The 15,866-nt window shown below is 64.4% G+C and carries 15 protein-coding genes; 8 read left to right on the top strand and 7 right to left on the bottom strand.

The window, feature by feature from the left end; genetic code table 11:
* Positions 1-112 precede the first annotated feature (112 nt).
* Complete coding sequence (locus tag APH44_RS07330) at positions 113-1,351, top strand: hypothetical protein (RefSeq protein ID WP_156343732.1); 1,239 nt, start codon at positions 113-115, stop codon at positions 1,349-1,351.
* A gap of 11 nt (positions 1,352-1,362) precedes the next feature.
* On the opposite strand, the gene APH44_RS07325 is transcribed toward APH44_RS07330, so the two are convergent.
* Entirely contained in the window at positions 1,363-2,367 is a 1,005-nt protein-coding gene (locus APH44_RS07325) for a 5'-nucleotidase (RefSeq protein WP_054892039.1), read from the bottom strand.
* A gap of 340 nt (positions 2,368-2,707) precedes the next feature.
* Here APH44_RS07325 and codB point away from each other — a divergent pair, with 340 nt between their 5' ends.
* From codB to codA, 3 genes are read left to right on the top strand one after another with little or no spacing between them, the layout of a single operon-like run.
* Entirely contained in the window at positions 2,708-3,967 is a 1,260-nt protein-coding gene (codB, locus tag APH44_RS07320; RefSeq protein WP_054892038.1) for a cytosine permease, read from the top strand.
* The gene (locus tag APH44_RS07315; RefSeq protein WP_054892037.1) at positions 3,964-5,181 is read left to right on the top strand and encodes a PucR family transcriptional regulator; all 1,218 of its coding nucleotides are present in this window, start codon (positions 3,964-3,966) and stop codon (positions 5,179-5,181) included. The genes codB and APH44_RS07315 overlap by 4 nt, the downstream gene beginning before the upstream one ends.
* 4 nt (positions 5,182-5,185) lie before the next feature.
* Entirely contained in the window at positions 5,186-6,427 is a 1,242-nt protein-coding gene (codA, locus tag APH44_RS07310; protein ID WP_054892036.1) for a cytosine deaminase, read from the top strand.
* A gap of 35 nt (positions 6,428-6,462) precedes the next feature.
* On the opposite strand, the gene APH44_RS07305 is transcribed toward codA, so the two are convergent.
* On the bottom strand, positions 6,463-6,951 hold the full coding sequence (locus tag APH44_RS07305; RefSeq protein WP_054892035.1) for an Lrp/AsnC family transcriptional regulator: 489 nt from the start codon (positions 6,949-6,951) through the stop codon (positions 6,463-6,465).
* A 146-nt stretch (positions 6,952-7,097) separates the two neighbouring features.
* On the opposite strand from APH44_RS07305, the gene APH44_RS07300 reads away from it, so the two are divergent.
* The 3 genes from APH44_RS07300 to APH44_RS07290 all read left to right on the top strand — a co-directional run bounded on the left by APH44_RS07300 (position 7,098) and on the right by APH44_RS07290 (position 9,344).
* Positions 7,098-7,733, top strand: coding sequence for a LysE family translocator (locus tag APH44_RS07300; protein ID WP_054892034.1), 636 nt, complete (start codon positions 7,098-7,100; stop codon positions 7,731-7,733).
* Between the two features lie 48 nt (positions 7,734-7,781).
* The gene (locus tag APH44_RS07295) at positions 7,782-8,525 is read left to right on the top strand and encodes a sulfite exporter TauE/SafE family protein (RefSeq protein WP_054892033.1); all 744 of its coding nucleotides are present in this window, start codon (positions 7,782-7,784) and stop codon (positions 8,523-8,525) included.
* 81 nt (positions 8,526-8,606) lie between these two features.
* The gene (locus tag APH44_RS07290) at positions 8,607-9,344 is read left to right on the top strand and encodes a hypothetical protein (protein WP_054892032.1); all 738 of its coding nucleotides are present in this window, start codon (positions 8,607-8,609) and stop codon (positions 9,342-9,344) included.
* Here the strand turns inward: APH44_RS07290 and glcF are convergent.
* The 4 genes from glcF to APH44_RS07270 form a co-directional block, all read right to left on the bottom strand.
* Entirely contained in the window at positions 9,301-10,563 is a 1,263-nt protein-coding gene (gene glcF, locus APH44_RS07285; RefSeq protein WP_054892031.1) for a glycolate oxidase subunit GlcF, read from the bottom strand. The two genes, APH44_RS07290 and glcF, sit on opposite strands and share 44 nt — an antisense overlap.
* A gap of 9 nt (positions 10,564-10,572) precedes the next feature.
* Complete coding sequence (glcE, locus tag APH44_RS07280) at positions 10,573-11,625, bottom strand: glycolate oxidase subunit GlcE (RefSeq protein WP_054892030.1); 1,053 nt, start codon at positions 11,623-11,625, stop codon at positions 10,573-10,575.
* On the bottom strand, positions 11,625-13,124 hold the full coding sequence (gene glcD / locus APH44_RS07275) for a glycolate oxidase subunit GlcD (protein ID WP_054892029.1): 1,500 nt from the start codon (positions 13,122-13,124) through the stop codon (positions 11,625-11,627). Before glcD ends, glcE begins: the two co-directional genes overlap by 1 nt.
* Before the next feature lie 70 nt (positions 13,125-13,194).
* A complete protein-coding gene (locus tag APH44_RS07270) occupies positions 13,195-14,283 on the bottom strand; it encodes an AbrB family transcriptional regulator (protein ID WP_177339366.1) in 1,089 nt (362 codons plus the stop codon).
* Between the two features lie 116 nt (positions 14,284-14,399).
* Here APH44_RS07270 and APH44_RS07265 point away from each other — a divergent pair, with 116 nt between their 5' ends.
* Positions 14,400-15,302: a LysR family transcriptional regulator gene (locus APH44_RS07265; RefSeq protein WP_054892028.1), complete on the top strand. Its 903-nt coding sequence runs from the start codon at positions 14,400-14,402 to the stop codon at positions 15,300-15,302.
* A gap of 59 nt (positions 15,303-15,361) precedes the next feature.
* Here APH44_RS07265 and APH44_RS07260 read toward each other — a convergent pair whose 3' ends face one another.
* On the bottom strand, positions 15,362-15,814 hold the full coding sequence (locus tag APH44_RS07260) for an Lrp/AsnC family transcriptional regulator (RefSeq protein ID WP_054892027.1): 453 nt from the start codon (positions 15,812-15,814) through the stop codon (positions 15,362-15,364).
* Positions 15,815-15,866 lie beyond the last annotated feature (52 nt).

Raw genomic sequence — 15,866 nt, 5'->3', positions numbered from 1 at the left:
ATACCGCAAGCCGTCGATGCAGGACGCATCGGCAAGCAGACACCGGGATTCACGCGGGCAAGCGTGATAGATTCCCCGGCCTCGTAGTTGCAGACCATGGACAGGCCTCGAAATGAGCAGGACCTCGCAATCCGCTAAACTCCGGGTGCGCCGCGTGCGCCCGACCTTCGCCCAGGTGTTTCGCAAGAACCTCAAGCGGGTGCTGACGCACTGGACGCCGTTCACCGTCACGCTGGTGTTCCTCGGGACCTTCCTCGGCAGCGTGAGCCTGTACATCTACACCCGGGCCATCGGTCGCGCCGACCTGTTCATGTCGGCGCTGGATTCCAAGTCGTCACTCGCCGCATGGATGTTTGTGGTCGTCGCGGTGATGTTCTCGCACCTGATCATCCTGATGGGCTCGTCGTGGCTCTACGGCACGGCGGTATCGCTGTTCGGCAGGGTGCGCTGGCTCACCCGCCATGTCGCGCTGTGGCTGGTGATCCCGTTGGCGGTGGGCTACGCCGCCTTCATCGTCCTGGGCTTCTTCCATCATCGAATGCTCAGCCCCGGCGTTGCCATGCTGTTGATCTCGGTAGCCACCGTGCTGGCGTTTGCCGCGCTGTTCTTCTCCCGGTCGTTCAGGTCGTTGTTCGTTCTCGCGGTGCCGAAGAACAAGGGCAAGGCCGATCGCTGGTTTCTTGGGATCTTTCTTTCGTTCACCCTGGTGTTCGCCGTCATCGCCAGTTCGTTGTCGATGCTGTTGATCATCGACACCTACGTCGGGCGGGATAACGAGGCGGCGGTGTCGTTCGTGGCAGGCTTTTCACTGTTCAGGCTGCTGATGAGCCTGCTGCCTTCGATGTTGTACTTCGTGTTCAAGGGCGATATCTACCGCAAGTTCGCCGCAGGCATCGGCGGCGCCTTGCTGTTCTTCGTGATCTTCCTCACCACTGCGAAGGGCGCGATGTCGAGCATCACCTATTCGGTGGCCGGCAGTCTGGAAGTACGCCAGGGTTTCTCCCAGCGCTACGTGCTCGATCGACAGGTGACACTGGCCGATATCGATCCGCTGCTCTGGCACAGCCGTCTGCGTCACGATGGCAAGGTGCAGGTCAGGGCCTACCAGCTGTTCGCCTTCGGTGACCTGCTGTTGCTGTGCCCGCACAGCCTGCTCGGGGCCAAGCTCCACCAACTACCTGACTACACCCGCCTGTGCATATTCACCCGCAGCAGTCAGGTGGAGCGCTTGCCGCCGCTGCTGTTGCCAATCGTGCAGCGCGAGCCGCAACGGGCGCAGTGGCAAGAGGCGGCGGAGCGGCGAATGGGCTGGGAGCAGATACGTGGGCAAATGCTGCAGGACAAACGCTAGGCATGCGGCCTTTATCGGCCTGTCGCCTGTTCACTCGTAGCCTCGCCGGTGCCCTGAGTCATGACCTCCTGCGCCGGCTGGCTGGCGACGTTGCGGTTGGCCACCCCGAACGGCACATGCACCATCGGCAGGTTACCGGCCGCCGAGAACAGGTGGCTGCGCTGGTCATCGAAGAACATGTGCGGCTTGAGGATGGACAACACACGGTCCTTCTCCATCCCACCCAGAAAGAACGATTCATCTGGCGAAACGCCCCAGTTTTTCAAGGTGGTCACCACGCGCTCATGGGATGGTGCGTTGCGCGCTGTGACGATGGCAATGCGCAGGATGCGCTTGTAGTCAGGGTCTTGTGCAAGCTTCTGGTCTTCGAGGGTGCGAATGTGCGAGAGCTTGCGGTACAGGTCCGCCAGCGGCCCCGGCTGATGCGGGATGGCCTTGCGGGCGAACTCGTGGGCCTGGAAGTCATGGAGGTTGTTGTGCTGTTTGTAGACCGTCTCGGCTTCGTCGTCGGCGATCACGCCGTCGAAGTCGAAGGCCACGCGCAGCTCGGTGTCGATCTCGTCGTCGTAGATGCGTGTGGGCAGCACCAGGCCGGCGGGATAGTCGGCGTCGATGGCGCGCTGCACGTCTTCTTCGTTGGCGCTGAGGAACAGCGAAGCATTGAAGGCCGGGATGTACTCGTAGGGCGAGCGGCCAGACATGAAGGCCGCGCGGCTGATGTCCAGGCCGTAATGCGTGATAGAGCGAAACACCCGCAGCCCGGTTTCCGGCGAGTTGCGCGACAGCAGCACCACTTCAACTGGCAGTTGCCCGGGAAAGGCCTTGTTGATGCTCAGGAAGCGGCGGATGAACGGAAAAGCCACGCCCCTGGGGAAGGGATTGTCGAGGTTCGCTTCATGATGCTGGCGATAGGCTTCGACGCCTTCACTTTGATAGATGTCGTCGGACTCAGCGAGGTCGAACAGCGCACTGGAGGCAACGCCGACGACAAGTTTCTGTTCGATGGGGTAGGGCATTGAGAAGTCCTGAACCGATAGGCATCACCGAGACTTGGCGCGGTGCGGCCATGATTGTACTGCCATAAAAGGATAGCTGTGATGCTCAAGGTCTTCGTCAGCGCAAAGCGCTGGAAATCCCGCGGTGCGCAGGCGCAAGTCCGCCACCCAAAGGTGCACGCGTGCATCAAAATGAGATATAAAGCCCACAAATTTTCGCCCTGATCAGTAATTTATGTGCGTGTTGCACATTAATGGGTATCGTTAAAGCCCAATTCCCAGTCCGAACATTGTCTACCCTGGATCCGGCCCACTTATTGCTCCGCCAGCGCCAACCCCCCAACACTGGAACACTATAAAAATGAGCTCACCCGGCGAATTCCCCCTGACCGAAGCCCCCCAGCACGCCCGCAAGGGCCTGCTGCCGATTGCCATGGTCCTGTTCAGCTTCACCTTCTTCACCGGCACCATGTTCGCTGGCGGCAAGCTGGGCATGGCCTTCAATTTCGTCGACATGCTGTGGATTGCCACCATCGGCAACACCTTGCTGGCGATCTATGCGGCAACGCTCGCGTTCATCGCCTCGCGCAGTGGCCTGAACACAGTGCTGATGGGGCGTTTCTGTTTTGGTGAATCGGGCAGCCGGCTCTCCGATTTTCTGCTGGGTTTCGCTGAGCTGGGCTGGTACGCCTGGGGCACGGCGACAGTGGCGATCGTGCTGGTCAAGCTGCTGGGGCTGGCCGAGGGCCTGACCATTCCGCTGATGGTGTTGTTCGGATTGGGCTTCAGCATCACTGCGATCATTGGCTTCAAGGGGCTGGATTGGCTGTCACGGCTGTCGGTGCCCCTGATGTTCGTGCTACTGGTGATTTCGATGGTCATCGCCACCCGGCACGTGGGCGGTTTCGAAGGGCTGATGGCCGTGGTGCCGCACGAGGCGATGAGCTTCTCGGCAGCGGTGACCATGGTCTTCGGCACCTTCGCCAGCGGCGCCACCCAGGCCACCAACTGGACACGCCTGTCGCGCAGTGGCCGGGTGGCGGTCACGGCCAGCGTCGTGGCGTTCCTGGTGGGTAACGGCCTGATGGTGGTGGCAGGCGCCTGGTGCGCGATGGTCTACCAGCAAGCCGATATCGTCGAAGTGATGATGCTGCAGGGCCTGTCGTTCGCCGCCGTGGTGATGCTGTGCCTGAACCTCTGGACCATTCAGGGCCCGACCATCTACAACGTCGCGGCGGCAACCTGCCACCTGGTGCGCAGCGAGCGTCGTCGTACTGCCACGCTGGTGGCGGCCGGCGTGGGCATCGTGCTGGCGATCGGTGGCATGTATGAATGGCTGATTCCATTCCTGGTGCTGCTGGGTTCGATCATTCCGCCGGTCGGCGGGGTGATCATGGCCGACTTCTGGTACCGCCACCGTGGCAAGTATCCGACCCTGGCTTCGGTCAGCCTGCCGCGCTACAACCGCGCCGGCCTGTTCGCCTACGCAGTGGGGGCGGTGCTGGCCTACAGCTCGCCGTGGGTCGCCCCGCTGGTGGGTATCGGTGCTTCAGCGCTGTGCTACATCGTCCTGCTTGAAGTCGGTGCGCGCGTGCGCCCCGTGGCACAGGCCAAGCCGTGAGCCTGGCACTCGATGAGCTGCTGGGGCTGCCCGGTCTAGAAGAGATGACCGTGCGGGCCGGTGCACGCAACCTGCAGCGGCGGGTGCGCTGGCCTTACGTGGCGGAGAACGAAGGCATTGCCGAATGGGTGATGGGCGGCGAACTGGTGTTCGTCACCGGTATTAACCATCCGCGTGGCGAGGCCAACCTGCTGAGCCTGGTGGAGGATGGCGATGCTGTCGGTATTGCCGGCATGGTGATCCTCACCGGCGGCACCTTCATCCAGCACATCCCGGCGGCGGTGGTCGAGCGTGCCGAACAGTTGGGGCTACCGCTGATCGAGCAGCCCTACGCCTTGAAGATGGTGGTGGTCACCCACCTGATCGGCACGGCGCTGGTGCAGATGGGCCAGGTGCGGCGCTCGCGTGACGACATTCTCGGCCAGCTGTTGACCGGCGACTACCCGAGCCTGGCCATTGCCCGCCAGCGCGCTGCACACCTGCAGCTGGCGCTGGACGAGCCCCGCCGTGTGGTCGCGCTGCGGCTGTCGGCGGTCGATGGCCTGTTCGAGCGGCATCGACCGGAGCAGGCCGAACGCCTGTGGCAGAACACCCGCCAGGCGCTCGAAGAGCAACTGGAGGCCTGGTGCCGCACGGTTGCGGGGGCGGTCATGGCGCAATTGCCAGGTGACCTCTTCGTGCTGCTGCTGCCCGACGCACCGGACTTGCGCCCAGCGCTCGCAGCCTTGTATCGGCAACTGGCCGAGGTGACCGGCGAGATGGCGCTGTTCATGGGCCTGTCGTGCCTGGCCGAAGACTGCGCCCACTACCGTCAGGCCTTGGGCGAGGCGCGCCAGGCTCTCGAAGTGGCACAGAACATGCGGCCGGCTACTGGCCTGTGCGATTTCAGCGAGCTGGGTGTGTTGCGCCTGCTGCAGGGGATTGCCGACCGTTCGCTGATCGACAACTTCGTCGCCCAGACCCTCGGCCCGCTGATCGAAGCCGGGCGCAAGCATCCCTACGCCCTGGTGCACACCCTCGATGTACTGCTCAAGGAAAACGGCAACGGCGCCCAGGCGGCGCAACGCCTGGGCGTACACCGCAACACCATCATCCAGCGTATTCAACGCATCGAGCAGTTGAGCGGACAGTCGCTCGATGACTCGCTTTTCCGCATGAATGCTTCCGTCGCGCTGCTGATCTGGCGCATGAGCGAAAGCCAAGGCAAGGAGTAACCCCATGAATATCATCAACGCCCGCCTGCGCGGCAAGACCGGCCTGTTCCGGATCGAGCTCGATGGCGATCGCATTGCCGCCATCGAACCCCAGGACGCGGCGGTTGCACTGAGCAACGCTGCGGACATCGATGCGGCGCAGAACCTGGTGATCCCGCCCTTCATCGAGCCGCACATCCACCTCGACGCCACCCTGACCGCCGGCGAGCCGCGCTGGAACATGAGCGGCACGCTGTTCGAGGGCATCGAGTGCTGGGCCGAGCGCAAGGCCATCACCACCCACGAAGACATCAAGGCCCGTGCCAAGAAGACCATCGGCGCATTGGTCGACCACGGCATCCAGCATGTGCGTACTCACGTCGATGTCACTGATCCGACGCTGGTGGCGCTCAAGGCGATGGTCGAGGTGCGCGAAGAGGTCCGCCACCTGGTCGACCTGCAGATCGTCGCCTTCCCCCAGGAGGGGATCGAGTCGTACGCCAACGGTCGCGAACTGATGACCGAAGCGGTCGCGCTGGGCGCCGATGTGGTCGGCGGTATTCCGCATTTCGAAAACACCCGTGACCAGGGCGTGTCGTCGGTCAAGTTCCTGATGGACCTGGCCGAGCGCACCGGTTGCCTGGTGGATGTGCACTGCGACGAAACCGATGACCCGCAGTCGCGCTTTCTCGAAGTACTCGCCGAAGAGGCGCGGGTGCGCAACATGGGCGAGCGCGTCACTGCCAGCCACACCGTGGCCATGGGTTCCTACGACAATGCCTACTGCTACAAGCTGTTCCGCCTGCTGAAGATGTCGGGCATCAACTTCGTGTCCTGCCCGACCGAGAGCATTCACCTGCAAGGGCGTTTCGACAACTTCCCGAAACGCCGTGGCGTGACCCGGGTGGCTGAGCTCGATCGCGCCGGCATGAACGTGTGCTTCGGTCAGGATTCGATCGTCGATCCGTGGTACCCGCTGGGTAACGGCAACATCCTGCGCATCCTCGAAGCGGGCCTGCATATCTGCCACATGCTCGGCTATGAAGATCTGCAGCGGGCGCTGGACCTGATCACTGACAACAGTGCGCGCACCCTGAACCTGGGCGAGCGCTACGGCATCGAAGTGGGGCGTCCGGCGAACCTGCTGGTGCTGTCGGCGCCGGATGACTACGAGATGATCCGTAGCCAGGGATATGCGCTGGTCTCGGTGCGTGGCGGCAAGGTGCTGATGCGCCGTACCCCGGCGCAGGTCGAGCGCTTCGCCTGAGGCGCTGTGTGGGGGCAACTGCTTGCCCCCACACATCACTGTTCACCCACCGCCTGCGGCAGGTGCCCGAGCGGCAATCCTGTCTGTTCCTTCACCGTGGTGATCGCAAAATTGCTACGGATGTCCGTCACCCCCGGCACCTTGAGCAGCGCCTCCATCAGGAACCGCTCATAGGCCCGCAGGTCCGGCACCACCACCTGCAGCAGAAAATCCGACTCGCCCGACACCAGGTGGCATGAGACCACTTCGCTCAACGCCGAGACCGCCTGGCGAAAGGCGGCGGACGATGCCTCGGTGTGCCGCTCCACCTTCACCCCAACGAATACCGTCAACCCCAGCCCCACGCCATCGCGGTCGATCTGTGCCTGATAGCCACGGATGATTCCGGCCTCTTCCAGCAGGCGTACGCGGCGCAGACAAGGAGAGGGTGACAGGCCGACTTCCTCAGCCAGTTGCACGTTGGTCAGGCGTCCGTCGCGCTGCAGGGCCGCGAGAATCCGGCGGTCAAGGTTGTCGAGTTTCATTTTTGGCATTTATCCGTTTCTTTGAAATCGTGATTGGCACGATATGCCAATAATCCTCTCGCGTGTAGTGAACTACGCAACGCACGCCGGCGCGCTGCTCGTTAAGCTTTCAAGCCAATGATCCCTTGCAGGCAGGAGAGGCGAAGATGGCGAATCTGGAGCTGTTCATTGGTGCGCTGGTCGCGGTATGCCTGGTCCCGGGGGCGGACATGGTGCTGGTGCTGCACACCTCGAGCACCCAGGGCCGCGCTTATGCAGTAGCGACCGCAGTAGGCCTTGCGATTGCGCGAGCGGTACACGTGACCCTGGCTGCATTGGGGCTGGCGGTACTGCTCAAGACGGTCGGTTGGGCCTTCGAGCTGGTACGCGTGGTGGGCGTGGTGTACCTGATCTGGCTGGGCCTGCGCATCGCTCGTGCGCCCAGCCTGGTGCCTGATCTCAACGGTGCAGACATGCCAGTGGCCCGACGCGCGTACGGCACGGCGGTGTGGCGTGGGCTGCTGACCAATATCAGCAATCCCAAGGCGTTGTTGTTCTGTTCGGTCCTGCTACCGCAGTTCATCGATGCCAGTGTTGGCGAGGTCGGTGGGCAGTTCTTGCTGCTGGGTGTGGTGCTGGTGATCGTCGGGCTGTTGTTCGACCTGTTCTACGCCCTGATCGGCGCTGCACTGGGCTACTGGATGGCGCGCAATCCGAAGGTCGAGGTGGTGCAGCGCTGGACCTTCGCCAGTCTGTTGATCGGTTTTGGCCTGCGCCTGGCGTTGATCGGGCGTCCGCAGTGAGTGCAGCTTGGTCTAGAATGCCGCTTTCCTTCGCTCGACGGACTGGCCATGGACCCGCTCTACCTCATCGCTCTGGGCGCTTGTGTCGCCGGTTTCGTCCAGGGGCTTTCCGGTTTTGCCTTCGGCATGGTCGCCATGTCGTTCTGGGCTTGGGGCCTGGAGCCACGCCTGGCGGCGTCGCTCACGGTGTTCGGCAGCCTCACCGGGCAGTTGATTGCGGTGTTCACCGTTCGCCGCGGTTTCAGTTGGCGGTTGCTCTGGCCTTTCGTGTTGGGTGGGCTTGCGGGCATCCCGCTGGGTGTGTGGGTGCTGCCCTACCTGGACATGCTCTGGTTCAAGGCAGTGTTCGGCACCCTGCTGGTGCTGTGGTGCCCACTGATGCTGTTGGCGCCGCGCCTGCCCAGGGTGCCGGGCAATCGCCTGGCGGACGGTGCGGTGGGTATGGTTGGCGGTGTGCTCGGTGGCATCGGTGGTTTCACCGGCACCGTACCGACCTTGTGGTGCACGGTGCGCGGCTTTGACCGCGACACCCAGCGCGCGGTCATTCAGAACTTCAACCTGTCGATGCTGGCGGTGACCATGCTCACTTACCTGGGCACCGGTGTGGTGACTTCGGCGATGCTGCCCTGGTTCGGCGTGGTGGCCCTGGCCATGCTGATCCCTACGGTACTGGGCACGCGGGTCTACCTGGGCATCAGCGAAGCGGCGTTTCGCCGGCTGGTGCTCGGGCTGCTGACCTTGTCGGGGATAGCCATGCTGGTGGCGTCGGTGCCGGTGTTGCTGGGGCGCTGAACGCTTGCCTATGGGCGGTTTACTTGGCACGCTTGGCCCCGGTCTGCAAACGCACATGCCGCGATACAAGGAACCGCCAAGGTGAGCTGGGAAAAAGTCGGGAAAGCCCTCGCGGGCCTGCTGGTCATCGTCGTCGCCGGCGCCGCGCTTTATGCGTCGCTCAAGGACGATCGTGGCCTGAAGGCCTATGTCGCCTACGAGGCCCTGACCTACCCCAGCCAGTTCAACGAGCGCATCGGCCAGGCCCGTGAGCAACTCAAGTACGAGCGGCTGTTCGCCGGGGTCGAGGCGCTGGCCAAGGGTGCATTGAGCCGCGATCAGGTCGAGGCCCTGGTGGCCCAGGCGCAGATGCCCTACATGCAGTTGTTCGCAAAGCCCTTCGAGGCGGGGCTGGTGGACCATCGCACCGGGCTGTTCATCACCTTGCGCAATACGCGTGACGAACCACTCAAACAAGTACACATCCGCCTGCCAGCCAAGGGCCTGGTGCAGGTGCGCGATGACGCCGGGGACGACAGCATTCCCGAGAACGCCACCAACATCATCGAGATCCCGTCCATCGAGGCCGGTGGGGTGTGCCGGGTGTGGGTGTACTTCGATGCCGACATCTCGCAGATCACCCAGGGCGGTATCAGCATCGTGCATGCCGAGGGGCCGGCGCAAATTCAGGTAATGCGTGAGGTGAGTGGCTTCGAGGCGACGATGGCACGTTATGGGCAGATACTGGTCGGCCTGGTCGTAGCGTCTGGTGTGCTGGTGCTGGGGCTGGCTTATGTCATCGTGCGTCAGCGGCGTCGTTTGCGCCGGTTGCGCGGCTGAGGTTCGGCAGCGCCTCGTCCACCAGTTCGATCCAGTGCCGAACCGGTGTTCGGCCAGCGCTGTCGAGGTGATGCTGGCAACCGATGTTGGCGGTGACGATCACCTCGGGGTTGCCACTCTCCAACGCGTTCAGACGGTTGTCGCGCAACTGGCGTGACAGCAGCGGCTGGGTCAACGAATAAGTACCCGCCGAACCACAGCACAGATGACCATCCGGCACCGAGGCCAGGCTGAAGCCCAGGCGCTGCAGCACGCTCTCGACTGCACCAGCAAGCTTTTGCGCATGCTGCAGCGTGCACGGGCAATGGAAGGCCAGGCGCTGGTCAGCCTGGATGCCCAACTGCTCCAATGGCTCTTCGCGCAACACCTGGACCAGGTCCCGGGTCAGTTCGCTGATGCGTGCGGCCTTGGTGGCGTAGGCCGGATCGGCCGCCAGCAGGTGCCCATAGTCACGCACGAAGGCACCGCAGCCGCTGGCTGTCTGCACGATGGCTTCGGCGCCGGCTTCTACCGCCGGCCACCAGGCGTCGATGTTGCGTCGAGCCCGGGCAAGGCCTCTGGCCTGTGCATCGAGGTGGTAGTCCACGGCGCCACAACATCCCGCTTCACGGGCCGCGATCACCGAAATCCCCAGGCGATCCAGCACCCGCGCTGCCGCCGCGTTGGTGTTGGGCGACAGCGCCGGTTGCACGCATCCTTCGAGCATCAGCACCCGACGCGCGTGATGCGCCTTGGGACGCGGCTTGAGTGCAGGCTCATGGCGCGGCAGCTTGGCCTGCACCGGCTTCGGCAGCAGTGGTCGAAAGGCCCTCGCTGTGCGGGTCAGGGCCTTGAACAACGCAGGCCTGGGGGCAAACAGGCGCAATCCGTGGCGTAGCAGGCGCTCGCCCAGCGGCCGCGGCACCTGCGCGTCGACCGCGGCACGACCGATGTCCAGCAGGTTGTGATACTCCACCCCGGACGGGCAGGTGGTCTCGCAGTTGCGACAGCTCAGGCAGCGGTCCAGGTGAGTCTGGGTGCTGGCGGTAGGCGGTTGCCCTTCGAGTAGCAGCTTGATCAGGTAGATGCGCCCACGCGGCCCATCCAGCTCATCGCCCAGCAGTTGATAGGTCGGACAGGTGGCGGTGCAGAAGCCACAGTGCACGCAATTGCGCAGGATACGCTCGGCCTCGTCGGCCCGTGGCAGGCGCTTGGCCTGTTCGCTCAGGTTGGTCTGCATGGCTGGCCCTCATATGTCGGCATACAGGCGGCCGGGGTTGAAGATGCCGCGAGGATCGAGTTGTCGCTTGAGGTTGCGCTGGTACCGCAGCAATGGCTCGGGCAGCGGATGGAACCCGGCGCTGTGGCAGGCATGCAGCGTGGCATGGCCGCCGAGGCCTGCGACGGCTTCGCGGATGACGCTGGGCGAGGCGGTGGATTTCAGCCAGCGTTGGGCACCACCCCAGTCGAGCAACTGGCGGCCGGGCAGGCTGAGCGGTGGGCTGTTATGCGGCAGTGACAGGCGCCACAAGGGCTCGTCAGCGGCGAAGAAGGCCAGGCGTTGCTCACGCAGATCGTGCCAATAGCGGTTGTCCAGCGGCGCGCCGCCCAGGCGCTCGGCGGCAGAGGTCACGGAGCCTTCCCCGCCTTCCAGGCGCAGGTGCAGGGCGTCGCCGTCATGGCAGGCGGCTGTGATCGGCAGCGCTTGCTGACCCCAGGCTGCCAGCTCGCCCAGGGCTTGCCGAAGATCCATCGTCAGGCGCAGGCTCTGGCAAGTGCGCGGTCGCGGCAGCACCTTCAGCGATACCTCGGTCAACACCCCCAGGCAGCCGAAACTGCCGGCCAACAGGCGCGACAGGTCGTAGCCCGCGACGTTCTTCATCACCTCGCCACCGAAGCGCAACAGCTTGCCGTGCCCGGTGATGACTCGGGTGCCGAGCACATGGTCGCGTACCGAGCCCGCCCAAGGCCGACGTGGCCCTGCCAGCCCGGCCGCGACCATCCCGCCCAGCGTGGCGCCGTCGCCCAGGTGTGGTGGTTCGAACGGCAGCATCTGCCCGGCCTCATACAGCACAGCCTCGATCTCGCGCAGCGGCGTGCCGGCGCGTGCCGTGAGTACCAGCTCGGTGGGGTCGTAGCTGACGATGCCGCGATGGTTGCGGGTGTCGAGGGTCTGGCCGTCGACCGGACGACCGAGCATGGCTTTGCTGTCACTGCCCTGGATACGCAATGGCGTACGCTGCTCGAGGGCCTGGCGCACCTGCTCAAGCAGGCCGGCGCTGGCATCGTGATCCTGATCCATCAGAAACGCTCCAGGTCGGGGAAGGGTAACTGGCCGTGGTGCACGTGCATCGCGCCGAATTCGGCGCAGCGCTGCAGGGTCGGGATGTTCTTGCCAGGGTTGAGCAAGCCCAGCGGGTCGAAGGCGTGCTTGACCGCATGGAACAGCGTCAGCTCGTCGGCGTTGAATTGCGCGCACATCTGGTTGATCTTCTCGCGTCCCACGCCGTGCTCGCCGGTGATGCTGCCGCCCACCGCCACGCACAGTTCCAGGATCTTGCCGCCGAGGACCTCGGCACGCTCCAGCTCGCCGGGCTGGTTGGCGTCGAACAGGATCAAGGGGTGCATGTTGCCGTCGCCGGCATGAAACACGTTGGCCACGCGCAGGCCATGCTCGCGCGACAGCTCGCCGATGCCGTGCAGCACCCCCGGCAGTGCCCGGCGCGGGATGGTGCCGTCCATGCAGTAGTAGTCGGGGGAAATGCGCCCTACCGCCGGAAAAGCGTTCTTGCGGCCTGCCCAGAAGCGCACGCGCTCAGCCTCGTCACGCGCCAGGCGTACCTCGCTGGCGCCGGCTGTCTTGAGCACGGCCTCGACGCGCAGGCAGTCGTCGTTCACGTCTGCGTCCACGCCGTCGAGCTCGCACAGCAGGATGGCGGCGGCCTCGGCCGGATAGCCTGCATGGATGAAGTCTTCGGCGGCCCGTAGCGACAGGTTGTCCATCATCTCAAGGCCTGCGGGAATGATGCCTGCGCCGATGATGTCGGCCACCGCACGAGCGGCCTTTTCCACGCTGTCGAAACTGGCCAGCAACACCCGCGCCACCTGTGGCTTGGGCAGCAGCTTGACGGTGACTTCGGTGACGATGCCCAGCAAGCCTTCGGAGCCGGTGAACAGCGCCAGCAGGTCGAAGCCTGGGGCGTCCAGGGCATCGCTGCCCAGCGTCAGGTATTCGCCCTCGATGGTGAGGACTTCGACCTTGAGCAGGTTGTGCACGGTCAGGCCGTACTTCAGGCAATGCACACCCCCGGCGTTCTCCGCGACATTGCCGCCGATCGAGCAGGCGATCTGTGACGAGGGATCGGGCGCGTAGTAAAGTCCGTGTGGCGCCGCTGCCTGGGAGATCGCGAGGTTGCGTACACCCGGTTGGGCACGGGCGAAGCGACCTGCTGGATTGATTTCAAGGATGCGATTGAAGCGCGCCATCACCAGCAGAATCCCCTGCGCCAGCGGCAGAGCTCCGCCCGACAGGCCGGTACCGGCTCCCCGGGCCACCACCGGCACCTGGTGCGCGTGGCAGATTTTCAGCAGCGCCTGAACCTGTTCCAGGCGTTGTGGCAGCACCACCAGCAATGGCACCACGCGGTAGGCGCTGAGGCCGTCGCATTCGTAGGGGCGCAGGTCTTGCTCGGTGTGCAGGATGTCGAGGTCGGGCAGGGCGCTGCGCAGGGTGTCCAGCAGCGCGGCCTTGTCGACCGTGAGCAGTGCGCCGTCCAGGCGCTCGTCGTACAGGATGTTCATGGGGCGGACTACCAGGCACTTGTCGTTGTTGTGCGGGGAAGGATAGCTACCCCTCGGCCTGGTGCACCCTTCAGTGGGCGTTCTGGGTGAGGCGAATGATCTGCCGGGCCAGATACGCACCGGTCAGGATCACCCCGAACAGGCGCAGCGTCTGCATCGCCAGGACCATGCCGACATCGGCGTGGGTTTCCACCGCGATGATCGCCATCGCATCCAGGCCGCCGGGGCTGGTGGCCAAGTACATGGACAGGAAGTCGGTGCCGGCGAGCCGTGCCAGCAGCCAGGCACAGCCCGCGCAGAGCAGGATCAGCACCACGGCGCCGGCGATCATGGTCGGCAGACGCTTCCACACGTAGCGCACCGTCTGGCGGTCGAAGCGCAGGCCGATGTAGCAGCCGATGGCGCCGTAGGCGATGGCCAGCACTTCGCTGGGCAGGCTGACGTGCAACACCCCCGTCAGTTGCAGCACCGCGCCAAGCATCAACGGCATCAGCAGGGCACCGGCGGGCATCTTCGAGCCGACGGCAACGCCCACCAGCACCACGCCAAGACCGAGCAGCAGGTTGCCCAGTTGCACGCTGTCGACGACCACCGCGGCCTGGGCCGCGTCGCCAGCAACGCTGGTGGCGCCCAGTAGGTGACTGACCAGCGAGCCGATCATCACCACACACACCACACGCACGTACTGCATGGTGGCCACCACGCGTCCGTCGGCGCCGTTGTCTTCGGCCATCGACACCATCGCCGAGGCCGCGCCCGGCGCAGTACCCCAGGCCGCGGTGCTGCCAGGAATGCCGCCGAAGCGCACGGTACCGAGGCCGACCAGGGCGCTGAGCACTACCGTGACGAAGGTGGCGAACAGCATCAGCGGCCAGGCGTCGGCCAGCGAGGCGAGCACCGACCAGGTCACCGAGTGCGCCACCAGCAGCCCGACACAGCCCTGGCCGAAGCGGAACACTTGGCGATGCAGGCGCAGTTGCGCGCCGGATACACCGAAGACGATGGCCATCAGCATGGGGCCGAGAAACAGCCCGGCCGGCACGGCGAGGGCATGGAGGATCTGCCCGGCGGCGCCAGCACAGAGGATCAGCGCGAGCCATCGCAAAATCAGGGTGGGGGACGCGTTCTTTGCTGCTTGGGGGGGTAGGGCGGTGGGCAAGTCGATCTCCCTGTACGGCGAGAGCCAGAGGTGGCTGACAGAGAAAATTATCGACCTGTGGATTGATCAAGTCTATTTTCTACTTTCTATGAATCCATAACTGAAATTCATCGATCATGGACCTACGTGACCTGACTTACTTCGCCACCATCGCCGAACTCGGCCACCTGGGGCGCGCCGCACAGCAACTCAACCGCAGCCAACCGGCGCTGAGCAAAAGCATCCAGCGCCTGGAAGAGTCGTTGGGCGCGCGGCTGTTCCAGCGTGATGGCCGGCGTATCAAATTGACCGATGCTGGCGCGTTGTTGCTGGCGCGCGGCAAGCAGTTGCAGGTGAGCATCGCCGAGACCGAGCGTGAAGTGCGCGACTTTGCCAGCGGTTTGGTGGGCAACATCCGTTTGGGCTGTGCCGCGAGCATGGCCGAGCACCTGTTGCCGCAACTGACCGCTTCGCTGCTGGAGCGGGCGCCGCAACTGACCTTGAAGCTGTCGATCGGCCAGGACGACATGCTTAAGGACTCGCTGCGCTCAGGGCGGCTGGACGCGATCATCTGCGGCTTGATCGTCGATGACCCGCAGTTTCGTTCCTACCCGATCCTGCAGGACGAAGCGGTGGTGGTGGCCAGCGCCGATCACCCGGTGTTCTCGGGAGACGTGCAGTTGAAGGACCTGTGCAACTACCGTTGGGTGCTGGCAGCTCCCACGGTGACGGCGCGACGCTGGATCGACAATGTGTTCAGCAGCCACCAGTTGCCGCTGCCCGAGGTGCAGATCGAGACCAACTCGATCTCGCTGCTGCCCCGGTTGATCGCCAAGACCCGTCTGCTGAGCTTTGCCGCACGCGAGACGCTGGAGCATGGCCTGGGCATGTCGTGGCTGCGCGAAGTGCCGCTGGAGGCCACCACCATGCGCCGCACGGTCGGGGTGACGGTGCGCGCCGAAGGCTACCTGCCGCCAGCGGCGGGGGCGATGGTGGAGTTGTTGAGAAATGCCGGGGACGGGTTCTTTCGCGGTGATTGATCGGTTTGGCGCTGGCCATGCCGGTATTTGCGCTCAAACCCGCCCCCCCCGGCCCCGGCTCACATGGGCAACAGCCGATCCTGGATCACTTCCTTCATCACCAGCGTGGAGCTCAGCCGTTTCACATTGGGAATGCTGGTGAGGATTTCGTCATACAGCTTCTGGAACGCTGGCAGGTCCTTGGCCACCACATGCAGCAGGTAATCCGGATCGCCGAACAGGCGCTGCGCCTCGACGATCTGCGGCACCTCGGTCACCGCCGCTTCGAAGTCGGCCACTGGCTGGCGGGTCACCTCGCGCAGGGTGACGAACACCAGCGCCGCAAAGTTCAGACCCACCGCCGAAGGCGCCAGGCGTGCGTGGTAACCGAGGATCGCCCCGGACGCTTCCAGCGCCTTGAGCCGACGATGGCAGGGCGAGAGGCTCAGGCCAACGCGGTCAGCCAGTTCGGTGACCGACAGGCGACCGTCCTTTTGCAGTTCGGCAAGGATTTTTCGATCAGTGCGATCCATGGGGAAGAATCTTCCAGGCTCTCTAAGGGTATCGGCAATATACGAAAGATAA

It is taken from the genome of Pseudomonas sp. NBRC 111143, from assembly GCF_001320965.1.
Taxonomy (GTDB): Bacteria; Pseudomonadota; Gammaproteobacteria; order Pseudomonadales; family Pseudomonadaceae; genus Aquipseudomonas; species Aquipseudomonas machongensis.
This window is presented reverse-complemented; position numbering and strand designations above follow the sequence as displayed.

Coding starts and splice junctions, on each gene's coding strand:
- APH44_RS07305 (WP_054892035.1), bottom strand. CDS start 6,951: ATGAAACTCGACAACCTTGACCGCCGGATTCTCGCGGCCCTGCAGCGC.
- APH44_RS07265 (WP_054892028.1), top strand. CDS start 14,400: ATGGACCTACGTGACCTGACTTACTTCGCCACCATCGCCGAACTCGGC.
- codB (WP_054892038.1), top strand. CDS start 2,708: ATGAGCTCACCCGGCGAATTCCCCCTGACCGAAGCCCCCCAGCACGCC.
- glcE (WP_054892030.1), bottom strand. CDS start 11,625: ATGGATCAGGATCACGATGCCAGCGCCGGCCTGCTTGAGCAGGTGCGC.
- APH44_RS07295 (WP_054892033.1), top strand. CDS start 7,782: ATGGACCCGCTCTACCTCATCGCTCTGGGCGCTTGTGTCGCCGGTTTC.
- codA (WP_054892036.1), top strand. CDS start 5,186: ATGAATATCATCAACGCCCGCCTGCGCGGCAAGACCGGCCTGTTCCGG.
- APH44_RS07325 (WP_054892039.1), bottom strand. CDS start 2,367: ATGCCCTACCCCATCGAACAGAAACTTGTCGTCGGCGTTGCCTCCAGT.
- glcD (WP_054892029.1), bottom strand. CDS start 13,124: ATGAACATCCTGTACGACGAGCGCCTGGACGGCGCACTGCTCACGGTC.
- glcF (WP_054892031.1), bottom strand. CDS start 10,563: ATGCAGACCAACCTGAGCGAACAGGCCAAGCGCCTGCCACGGGCCGAC.
- APH44_RS07300 (WP_054892034.1), top strand. CDS start 7,098: ATGGCGAATCTGGAGCTGTTCATTGGTGCGCTGGTCGCGGTATGCCTG.
- APH44_RS07260 (WP_054892027.1), bottom strand. CDS start 15,814: ATGGATCGCACTGATCGAAAAATCCTTGCCGAACTGCAAAAGGACGGT.
- APH44_RS07330 (WP_156343732.1), top strand. CDS start 113: ATGAGCAGGACCTCGCAATCCGCTAAACTCCGGGTGCGCCGCGTGCGC.